The organism is Pseudomonas endophytica (assembly GCF_001411475.1).
GTDB lineage: Bacteria > Pseudomonadota > Gammaproteobacteria > Pseudomonadales > Pseudomonadaceae > Aquipseudomonas > Aquipseudomonas endophytica.
The window spans coordinates 1-8,324 of the sequence record NZ_LLWH01000060.1; the positions used below are offsets into that span (position 1 = coordinate 1).

At 59.2% G+C, this 8,324-nt stretch carries 8 protein-coding genes; 5 read left to right on the top strand and 3 right to left on the bottom strand.

Annotation, left to right across the window (positions count from 1 at the left end):
- Positions 1–86 precede the first annotated feature (86 nt).
- The 3 genes from AQS70_RS05900 to AQS70_RS05910 all read right to left on the bottom strand — a co-directional run bounded on the left by AQS70_RS05900 (position 87) and on the right by AQS70_RS05910 (position 3,735).
- Positions 87–1,988 carry a PhoX family protein gene (locus tag AQS70_RS05900; protein ID WP_055101971.1) on the bottom strand — a complete coding sequence of 634 codons (1,902 nt, stop codon included), beginning with the start codon at positions 1,986–1,988 and terminating at the stop codon, positions 87–89.
- Positions 1,989–2,171: 183 nt separating this feature from the next.
- Positions 2,172–2,936 (bottom strand): TOBE domain-containing protein, encoded by a 765-nt coding sequence (locus AQS70_RS05905; protein ID WP_055101978.1) that lies wholly within the window; start codon positions 2,934–2,936, stop codon positions 2,172–2,174.
- Between the two features lie 58 nt (positions 2,937–2,994).
- Positions 2,995–3,735 carry a ComF family protein gene (locus AQS70_RS05910; protein WP_055101972.1) on the bottom strand — a complete coding sequence of 247 codons (741 nt, stop codon included), beginning with the start codon at positions 3,733–3,735 and terminating at the stop codon, positions 2,995–2,997.
- An 88-nt stretch (positions 3,736–3,823) separates the two neighbouring features.
- Here AQS70_RS05910 and bioB point away from each other — a divergent pair, with 88 nt between their 5' ends.
- The 5 genes from bioB to bioD form a co-directional block, all read left to right on the top strand.
- Positions 3,824–4,879: a biotin synthase BioB gene (gene bioB, locus AQS70_RS05915; protein ID WP_055101973.1), complete on the top strand. Its 1,056-nt coding sequence runs from the start codon at positions 3,824–3,826 to the stop codon at positions 4,877–4,879.
- A 118-nt stretch (positions 4,880–4,997) separates the two neighbouring features.
- The gene (gene bioF, locus AQS70_RS05920) at positions 4,998–6,170 is read left to right on the top strand and encodes an 8-amino-7-oxononanoate synthase (RefSeq protein ID WP_055101974.1); all 1,173 of its coding nucleotides are present in this window, start codon (positions 4,998–5,000) and stop codon (positions 6,168–6,170) included.
- The gene (locus AQS70_RS05925; RefSeq protein WP_055101975.1) at positions 6,163–6,894 is read left to right on the top strand and encodes an alpha/beta fold hydrolase; all 732 of its coding nucleotides are present in this window, start codon (positions 6,163–6,165) and stop codon (positions 6,892–6,894) included. Before bioF ends, AQS70_RS05925 begins: the two co-directional genes overlap by 8 nt.
- Positions 6,887–7,699: a malonyl-ACP O-methyltransferase BioC gene (gene bioC / locus AQS70_RS05930; protein ID WP_055101976.1), complete on the top strand. Its 813-nt coding sequence runs from the start codon at positions 6,887–6,889 to the stop codon at positions 7,697–7,699. Before AQS70_RS05925 ends, bioC begins: the two co-directional genes overlap by 8 nt.
- Positions 7,696–8,324, top strand: a 629-nt coding sequence (gene bioD / locus AQS70_RS05935; RefSeq protein WP_055101977.1) for a dethiobiotin synthase, incomplete at its 3' end; no start/stop codon positions are given. The genes bioC and bioD, both read left to right, overlap by 4 nt.

Consider the following 8,324-nt stretch of genomic DNA (forward strand, 5'->3'; position numbering starts at 1 on the left):
CGATCTTTTGATCTTCTGCCACAACCTCAAAAGATCGCAGCCTGCGGCAGCTCCTACGCGGGATATTTGTCTGCCAACACTCGTACTCAGGCGCCGATGATGCCGCCGTCTTCGCGGCTGATGGCCATAACCGAGGAGCGCGGTGTGCCGTTAGGCAGATGCTCTGGGAAGGTCGAGCCGCCTTTTTCGCCAGGATGCTGGATGCCCACGAACAAGGTTTTCTGATCGGGCGAGAAGCTGATGCCGGTCACTTCGCAACCGACAGGGCCAACCATAAAGCGGCGGATTTCACCGCTGTTAGGGTCTGCGCAGAGCATTTGATTGTTGCCCATACCCGCGAAGTCGCCGCTGTTGCTGTCGTCGCCGTCGGTCTGGATCCACAGGCGCCCGGCGTCGTCAAAACCCAAGCCGTCTGGGCTGTTGAACATGTTGTGTGGGGTCATGTTGGCCGAGCCGCCTTTGGGCTGTTTAGCGTGGACGACGGGGTTGCCCGCCACCACAAACAGGTCCCAGTCGAAACGGTCTGCGCCGTGATCATCGTTGTGGGCTTTCCAGCGCAGGATTTGCCCGTAGACGTTTTTCTCGCGTGGGTTGGGGCCGCCGACCGGTTGCCCGCCTTCGCCGCGCTTGGCGTTATTGGTCAGGGTGCAATAGACCTGGCCGTCTTTAGGGCTGACCACGATCCATTCTGGGCGGTCCATGCGGGTGGCGTTGACCACACTGGCGGCGAGCCGGGCGTGGATCAGCACTTCAGCTTGGTTGGCGAAGCCTTGGCTGGCGTCGATGCCGTTTTTGCCGTGGCGCAACTCGATCCATTGGCCCTGACCTTTGGGGCGGTCTGGGTGGTTGTCGCCTGCATCAAAGCGCGCCACATACAGCGTGCCGTAATCCAGCAGGTCGCGGTTGGCTTTGGGGTGTTGGGTGTCTATCCGGTCACGGCTGATGAACTTGTAAATAAACTCGCCGCGCTCATCGTCACCCATGTACACCACTGCGCGGCCATCTCGGGTTTGTGCTAAGGCGGCGTTTTCGTGTTTGAAGCGGCCTAGCGCGGTGCGTTTGACCGGCACCGACTGTGGGTCGAACGGGTCGATCTCGACCACCCAACCGTGGCGGTTGAATTCGTTGGGGTTGAGCGCCAGATCAAAGCGAGGATCGTGTGGGTGCCAGCTGATGTCTTTGCTGGCGGCCACCGCGCCATAGCGTTTTTGCGCGGCGTTGAAGGTCTGCTTGGGGTCTGAGCTGCCGAAGCAATCGGTGAAGTTTTCTTCGCAGGTCAGGTAAGTGCCCCACGGCGTTTTGCCATTGGCACAGTTCTGGAAGGTGCCCAGCACCCGCGAGCCATTGATGTCGGCTTGGGTGCGTAATAAAGCATGCCCTTGGGCTGGGCCGCTGAGGCGAATCGGCGTGTTGCCATGAATGCGTCGGTTGAACGGTGAGTCTTGAACAAACTGCCAGCCGTCGCCTTTGCGCTGCACTTCAATCACCGAGACACCTTCGCTGGCCTGAGCTTTGCGCACGTCTTCGGCGGACGTGGGCAAGCCGCCGTGAGGGTAAAGGTAGCGATAGTTGGTGTATTCGTTGTTGATGGCCATTAGGGCGCGGTTCGGGTCGTCGGGGAAGGCGAACAGGCTCATGCCGTCATTGTTATCGCCAAATTGCACTTCTTGGGCGTCGGCGCTGCCTTTTGCGCTGGGATCGAATGCTGGGCCGCCGGTGTGTAAAGGCTGGCCCCAACTGATCAACACTGAGGCGCGATAGCCCGGTGGCAGGGTGAGGGTATCGCGGATGGCGGCGTCGATACTCTCAAAACCCAGCAAGGGGCTGGAGGCCGCGCTGACACCGTCGGCCAAGACGCTACGGCTCAATAGGTTGCCGCCCATAAACAAGGCAGCGCCGCACAAAGCGCCTGCGCTGATGAAACCGCGTCGACTCAGACCGACGATCTGCTCTAAATCAGTGGGTTGTTGTTCATCTAATAGGTTCATATCGCGCAGGCTCTTTAAGGTTTTTGCGCAACCTTAAGCAGCGGTTATGACAGCGATGTTGCAGGTTGTCGGGTGCTTGCGCGTGTGTCGTTGTTGGCAAAGGCTGTGATGGGTCAGCGCGACTGACGCTCTGGCGGCCCTTATGGCTGTCTGCGACAACGGTTGCAGGGCTTTGTGATGGTTTTAAAGCGGTGTTCCGAGCAAGACCTGCGTCGGCGAAAACTGCACATTGACCTCACTGCCGGTTTTCATTTGCAGTGTTTCGAGGTGTTGCGGTTCGCTCAAGGCGCACAACGTTTGACCGCTGGGCAGGCTGATACGGACTTCGCTGGGGCTGTCGTGCGCGTGGAGGATCTGCTCGATGTGCCCGCGCAGTTGGTTGTATTCGGGCAGCGCCGGTTGATCGGTGCGGGTCAGTTGCAGCCAGCCTGCTTTGATTAGCGCCACGACCGGGGTGCCGGTGCTCAGCTCCAAGCGCTGCGTACTGTCGTGGGTAATTTGTGCGTTGAGTGTTAGGCCGCCGGGCAGTTCAAGTTGAATCAGGTCGTTATGCCCATGGCTGTGAATGGCTTTCACGCTGCCGTGCAGTTGGTTGCGGGCGCTGGTTCTGAGCATCAAGCGGCCTAACAGGTCGAGGTCGCTGCTGTCTTCGGCCGCCTCCAGCACTTGGCTTTGGAGCGACTGCAAGCGCTGATACAAGCGCATGACCCGCTCCCCAACATCCGACAAACGCGCCCCGCCACCGCCCTTACCGCCGATGCTGCGTTCAACCAACGGGGTTTGTGCCAAGTTGTTCAGCTCGTCAATTGCGTCCCACGCTGCCTTGTAACTGATGCCTGCGCTTTTCGCCGCACGGGTGATCGACCCTTGCTCGGCGATGTGTTGCAGCAAGGCAATACGTTGTGGGCGTCGAGCGATGTGCTGTGTCAGTAGCGTAGGTAATGGCATGTCGGTGCATTCACAAGGCAGATCAAGCCACGCAAAGTGCCCGCTGCGACGGGTGGCGTCAAGACGGCCCGTCGGGCTTGGGTGTGCGCGCCAGGCAATATACATCGACCTGCCGGGCTCCTGCTTTACGTAACAGTAGGGCCAGGCTTTGTGCCGTGGCGCCAGTGGTCAGTACATCGTCCACCAGCGCCACGTGCAGCCCGTGCACCTCAAGCTGCGGCGCAAGGCTAAACGCTTGCAGCACATTGCGTTTGCGGGTCTTGGCGCCGAGTGCCTGTTGCGAGGCGGTGTCTTGGTGGCGCAGCAACCATTGATCGCGACCTGGGATGCCCAGATCGGTGCTCAGCCAGTCAGCAAGCATCGCTGCCTGGTTGTACCCGCGCTGGCGCAGGCGTTTAACCGATAACGGCACAGGCAGTAGAAAGTCGGGTTTGGCATCACCCGTATTGAAACGATCGCGCAGCGATTGGCCGAGAATGTCGGCTAACAACCGTCCATAAGGCCATTTGCTGTTGTGTTTAAACCGATTGATCAAACTGTCGATGGGAAAGTCATACGCCCACGGTGCATAAACGGTTTCAAAGGCTGGTGGGTGCTTGAGACACAGGCCGCAGGTCAGCCCGGCCATGGGCAGCGGCAATGCACAGCGCTGGCAGCTGTCGCCCAACCAAGGCAGTTCGAGTTCACACGCGGCGCACAGGGCAAGAGGCGTATCGGTGCGCTCATCACATAACAAACAGGTTTGGTTAAATAGTAGCCACTTGTCAACCGTACCTATGTGTCGTGGTTGACAAGTCATGTTGCATCCTCAAACATATCGCGCATCCGTGCCGTGCCTAAAGCCGTTGCTTTAGGTTCAAGTCCAAGCATAAACAAGAGAGTCGCCGATGAGCGCCAGCACCCAAGCCAACTTGAAACATGATTGGTCTTTAGCCGAAGTTCGAGCGTTGTTTGTCCAGCCGTTCAATGACCTGCTTTTTCAGGCGCAGACCGTTCACCGTGCGCATTTCGACGCTAATCGGGTTCAAGTGTCGACGCTGCTTTCGATCAAAACCGGTGCCTGCCCAGAAGATTGCAAATATTGTCCGCAGTCGGGTCACTACAACACGGGCCTAGAAAAAGAGAAGTTGATGCAGGTGCAGGCGGTGCTTGAAGAAGCCGCCCGTGCCAAAGCGATTGGGGCGACCCGGTTCTGTATGGGGGCAGCTTGGAAACATCCGTCGGCCAAAGACATGCCTTATGTCCTTGAAATGGTCAAAGGGGTGAAGGCCATGGGCCTGGAAACCTGTATGACGCTGGGCAAACTCGATCAGGAACAAACCGCGGCGCTGGCGCATGCTGGGTTGGATTACTACAACCATAACCTCGATACCTCGCCCGACTTCTACACCAGCATCATCACCACTCGCACCTACAGCGAGCGTCTGCAAACCTTGAGCTATGTGCGTGACGCGGGCATGAAGATTTGCTCCGGCGGGATTTTGGGCATGGGTGAGTCGCTGGACGACCGCGCCAATCTGTTGATCCAACTTGCCAACTTGCCAGAACACCCGGAATCGGTGCCAATCAACATGCTGGTTAAAGTGGCGGGTACGCCGTTGGCCAATGTCGATGACATCGACCCGTTCGAGTTTATCCGGATGTTGGCGGTGGCGCGGATCATGATGCCGCAAAGCCATGTTCGGCTGTCGGCCGGGCGTGAAGCGATGAACGAGCAAATGCAGGCGCTGGCGTTCTTTGCCGGGGCCAACTCGATTTTCTACGGCGATAAATTGCTGACCACCGCCAACCCCCAAGCGGACAAAGACATGCAGTTGTTTGCGCGCCTCGGCATCTTGCCCGAAGCCCGTGAAGAGCATGCGGACGAAGTGCATCAGGCGGCGATTGAGCAAGCGCTGATCGAGCAGAAGTCCAGCGAGCAGTTCTATAACGCTGCGGTGTAAGCCTCCACACCTTTCACTGTAGCCGCTGCCGACGGCAGCGATCTTTTGATTTTAGGTCAACAGATCGCAGCCGTCGGCAGCGGCTACAGGTCTTGTGCAATCCATTTCCGAGGCCCGCATGTCTTTTGATTTAAGTGCTCGTTTGGCTGCGCGCCGTGCCGACAGCCTTTATCGCCAACGCCCATTGCTTGAAAGCCCACAAGGCTCGCAGGTGGTGGTTGATGGGCAGCCTTTATTGGCCTTCTGCAATAACGATTACTTGGGCTTGGCCAACCACCCGCAAGTGGTTGAAGCCTGGCAGGCCGGCGCGTCGCGTTGGGGCGTAGGCGGCGGCGCGTCACATTTGGTCATCGGCCACAGTGGCCCGCATCACGCGTTGGAAGAGGCGCTGGCCGAGTTCACCGGGCGCCCGCGTGCGCTGTTATTCAGCAATGGTTATATGGCCAATCTTGGTGCGGTCACGGCGTTGGTCGGGCAGGGCGATACGGTGCTCGAAGACCGACTCAACCATGCGTCTTTATTGGATGCCGGTTTATTGAGCGGCGCCCGTTTTAACCGCTATTTACATAACGACTCGGCCAGTCTGGCTAAGCGCTTAGAGAAAGCTTGCGGCGATACGCTGGTGGTCACTGATGGCGTGTTCAGCATGGACGGCGATATCGCGGATTTACCGGCGCTTGCCCGTGAAGCCAAAGCCAAAGGCGCCTGGTTGATGGTCGACGATGCTCACGGCTTTGGCGCGCTGGGTGCACACGGCGGTGGCGTTGCCGAGCATTTTGGGCTGAGCGTGGACGATGTGCCGGTGTTGGTGGGCACGTTGGGCAAAGCCTTTGGCACCAGCGGTGCATTTGTGGCGGGCAGCGAAGCGTTAATCGAGAGTCTAATCCAGTTCGCCCGGCCTTATATCTACACCACCAGTCAGCCGCCAGCGTTAGCGTGCGCGACCCTGAAAAGCCTTGAGCTGTTGCGCAGCGAGCATGGGCGCCGTGAACACTTGAACAGCCTGATCCGCCAGTTTCGACAGGGCGCTGAACAGATCGGTCTGCAACTGATGGACAGCTTTACGCCGATTCAGCCGCTTATGATCGGCGACAGTGGCCGGGCGTTGCGGCTGTCAGCGATGTTGCGCGAGCGCGGTTTGTTGGTGACTGCGATTCGCCCACCGACGGTGCCTGCGGGCAGTGCGCGGTTGCGTGTGACCTTGTCGGCGGCTCACACAGAGGCACAGGTGCAGCTATTGTTAAGCGTACTCGATGACTGTTGGCGCAAGCTGGAGCCCAACCATGCGTGATCGTCTGATTTTATTGCCCGGGTGGGGGATGGGGATTTCCCCGCTGGAGCCATTGGCCGCTGCGCTGCGCGGTCTGGACGAGTATTTGCGGGTCGAGATAGAACCGCTGCCGGTATTGGACTCTGCCTTGGTGGGGCACTGGCTGGACGCGTTGGACTCAACGTTACCGGACAACGTTTGGCTGGGTGGCTGGTCGCTCGGCGGGATGTTGGCCAGCGAGTTGGCAGCCCGCCGCGGTGATCGTTGCTGCGGGCTGGTCACCTTGGCCAGTAACCCAAGTTTTGTGTGCCGTGACGACTGGCCAACGGCGATGCCCAACGCCACCTTTGAAGCGTTTATTTCGGGCTTTGCCGAAGCCCCGGACAGTACCTTTAAGCGCTTTAGCCTGCTGTGCAGCCAAGGTGCGGTTGAGCCGCGCGCCTTGGCGCAGTTGCTGCTGGGTGCGGCGCCCAAAGCCCAGCCCTCCACACTGTTAGCGGGCCTTAAGTTGCTCGGCCAACTGGATGTGCGCCCCGCGTTGCAAACGTTCAATGGGCCGCAACTGCACGTGTTTGCAGGCGCTGATGGTTTGGTGCCTGCTGAGGCCGCAGGCGCATTGCTGGCGCTGTTGCCTGATGTCGAAGTGGGTCTGATTGAACAGGCCTGTCATGCATTTTTACTGGAAGCGCCGCACGAGTTGGCGGCCGCGATTCAGGTTTTTTTACACGAGCTGGGTGATGACTGATCTAAGTGTTGCAACGTTTGCAGGCCACCTGCCGGACAAGCGTCAGGTGGCGGTTTCGTTTTCGCGTGCGGCAGCCAGTTACGACAGCGTGGCCGAGCTGCAACGTGCAGTGGGGCATGAGTTGCTGGCGTGTTTGCCTGCGCATCTGGCGCCCAGCCGCTGGGTCGATTTGGGCAGCGGCACGGGCTATTTCAGCCGGGCCTTGGCGCAGCAGTTTGCCCACAGTGAAGGCGTTGCGCTGGACATTGCCCAAGGCATGTTGGCATTTGCGAGGCCGTTGGGTGGAGCGCAGCATTTTATTGCGGGCGATGCCGAAAGCTTGCCGCTGCACGCCGATAGCTGCGATCTGATTTTTTCTAGCTTGGCGTTGCAGTGGTGCGGCGATTTTGGGCGCGTGCTCAGCGAAGCCCATCGCGTGCTGAAACCCGGTGGTGTACTGGCATTTGCCAGTTTGTGCGTGGGCACGCTGAGCGAGTTGCGCGACAGTTGGCGGGCGGTGGACGGGCAAGTCCACGTCAATCGCTTCCGAGCTTTTGGCACGTATCAGCAACTGTGCGCTGACAGCCCATTACGGTTGCTCACTTTACAGAGCCAGCCTCATGTACTGCACTACGCGCAAGTGCGCCAACTGACCCATGAGTTGAAAGCATTGGGTGCACATAACTTGAACCCGGGCCGCCCTGAGGGGTTGACCGGCAGAGCGCGGATTCAAGCATTGATCCGCAGCTATGAGCAGTTTCGTCAGCCACAAGGGCTACCGGCGACGTATCAGGTGGTCTACGGCCTCTTGGAGAAAACGCCATGAACCCTGCGTATTTCATTACCGGAACCGACACCGATGTGGGTAAAACCACGATTGCCGCGGGTTTGTTATATGCCGCCCGCGAGGCAGGGTTAAGCACCGTTGCGGGCAAGCCGGTGGCATCTGGGTGTGACAGCACGCCAGACGGGCTGCGCAATGCCGACGCTCTGGCGCTGATGGCCGAGAGTTCCGTTTCGTTGGCCTATGAACAGGTCAACCCGGTGGCCTTTGAGCCGCCCATAGCACCGCACATTGCGGCTCGCGAAGCTGGGGTGGTGGTGACGGTCCAGACATTGCTGGCGCCGATGCGCCATATCTTGGCCCAGCAGGCGGACTTCACCTTAATTGAGGGCGCCGGAGGGTGGCGCGTACCGTTGTCTGGGCAGGACAGTTTGTCGGATCTGGCTAAGAAGCTGAATCTGCCGGTGATACTGGTGGTGGGTGTGCGTCTAGGGTGCATCAGCCATGCACTCTTAACCGCCGAAGCCATCACCCGTGATGGCCTGCAACTGGAAGGTTGGGTGGCCAACATCATTGGCCCGAAAACCGCACGTCTTGAAGAAAACCTCGCCACCCTGGCTGAGCGCCTCCCGGCCCCGTGTTTGGGCCGCGTGCCCAAACTTAAATC

What these genes read in the sequence shown, in the direction of transcription:
- AQS70_RS05900 (WP_055101971.1), bottom strand. Translation starts at nt 1,988, where the DNA reads ATGAACCTATTAGATGAACAACAACCCACTGATTTAGAGCAGATCGTC.
- AQS70_RS05905 (WP_055101978.1), bottom strand. Translation starts at nt 2,936, where the DNA reads ATGCCATTACCTACGCTACTGACACAGCACATCGCTCGACGCCCACAA.
- AQS70_RS05910 (WP_055101972.1), bottom strand. Translation starts at nt 3,735, where the DNA reads ATGACTTGTCAACCACGACACATAGGTACGGTTGACAAGTGGCTACTA.
- bioB (WP_055101973.1), top strand. Translation starts at nt 3,824, where the DNA reads ATGAGCGCCAGCACCCAAGCCAACTTGAAACATGATTGGTCTTTAGCC.
- bioF (WP_055101974.1), top strand. Translation starts at nt 4,998, where the DNA reads ATGTCTTTTGATTTAAGTGCTCGTTTGGCTGCGCGCCGTGCCGACAGC.
- AQS70_RS05925 (WP_055101975.1), top strand. Translation starts at nt 6,163, where the DNA reads ATGCGTGATCGTCTGATTTTATTGCCCGGGTGGGGGATGGGGATTTCC.
- bioC (WP_055101976.1), top strand. Translation starts at nt 6,887, where the DNA reads ATGACTGATCTAAGTGTTGCAACGTTTGCAGGCCACCTGCCGGACAAG.